Source organism: Streptomyces sp. SID3212 (assembly GCF_009865405.1).
Lineage (GTDB): Bacteria > Actinomycetota > Actinomycetes > Streptomycetales > Streptomycetaceae > Streptomyces.
In genome coordinates, this window is the sequence record NZ_WWJY01000196.1 from 1 (window position 1) to 994 (window position 994).

At 76.8% G+C, this 994-nt stretch carries 1 pseudogene; it reads right to left on the minus strand.

Annotated elements, in window-relative coordinates:
• Positions 1-847 (minus strand): annotated as a pseudogene (locus tag GT042_RS05595) (hypothetical protein); the annotation flags it as partial.
• Between the last annotated feature and the right edge of the window lie 147 nt (positions 848-994).

The window sequence follows — 994 nt, forward strand, 5'->3', positions numbered from 1 at the left end:
CGTCGGCGCCCGGCCCGTCCTCGGCGGCGGCCAGCGCCTGCCGGGCGCTGTCGTAGCGCTCGATCGCCGGGGCGAGCAGCCGGTTGTCGAACGCCGGGTCCGTGGCCGGCCCGGCCGGCGGGCACACCAGCTGGCCGTCCCGGTCGCGCTCCAGCTCGGCGCGGAGCGCGGCCTCCTCGCCGGAGGAACCCTCCGGCGGGTCGATCCACGCGAGCAGCGCGCCCAGGTGCTGGTCCTCCAGGTTGGACTGTCCCGTGGCCCAGTGCCGGTTGAGCAGGTCGGTCGTCGCGAGCAGCAGCGAGGACCCCGGGACCCGCGCGCGCTCGCCGTAGTGCGTCAGCCAGCGGCCGAGCAGCGGCACACGCGGGGGCGCGGGGTACGGCGTCTCCGGGTCGTCCTCCGCCGTACGCCGGAACCGCATCGAGCGCCCCAGCAGCCGTACGAAATCGATCCCCGGCCGGCTCGGCACGATCAACTGCGGCGCGTCCGCGCACAGCTCGACCTCGACCTTGACGCGCTTCCCGCTCTCCGGGTCGGTCTCGTTGCGCTCGGCGGCCTCCACGTCGTCCGCGTACGCGTCCACGTACGGCAGCACGGATTCGGCCAGCTCGGCGAGGAAGGCGAACCGCAGGTCACGGTCGCGGGGCTGCGCGACGGTCAGCAGCCGGGGGGCGTCCCGGTCGGTCCCGACGAGCGCGCCGAGCGGGGCGCCCGCCTCGCCGGACGTGGTCAGGGGCACCAGCACGAGCGGCCGGCCGGAGATCCGCCGGTGGCGCACGGTGGCCAGGGGGCGGGCGCGCCCGCTCTCCATGGCCTCCAGCCGGGCGAGCGTACCGATCAGCGACATCAGCCCTCCCCGCGCGGACTGCCGTGAGCCCCACCGGAAGCCGCTGGCCCGGAAGCGACCGGCCCGGAGGCCGCCGATCCGGGAGCCGTCGGCCCGGAGGCTGCGGAACCGGCAACCGCCGTCCCGGAAGCTGCGCAAGCGGGAGCC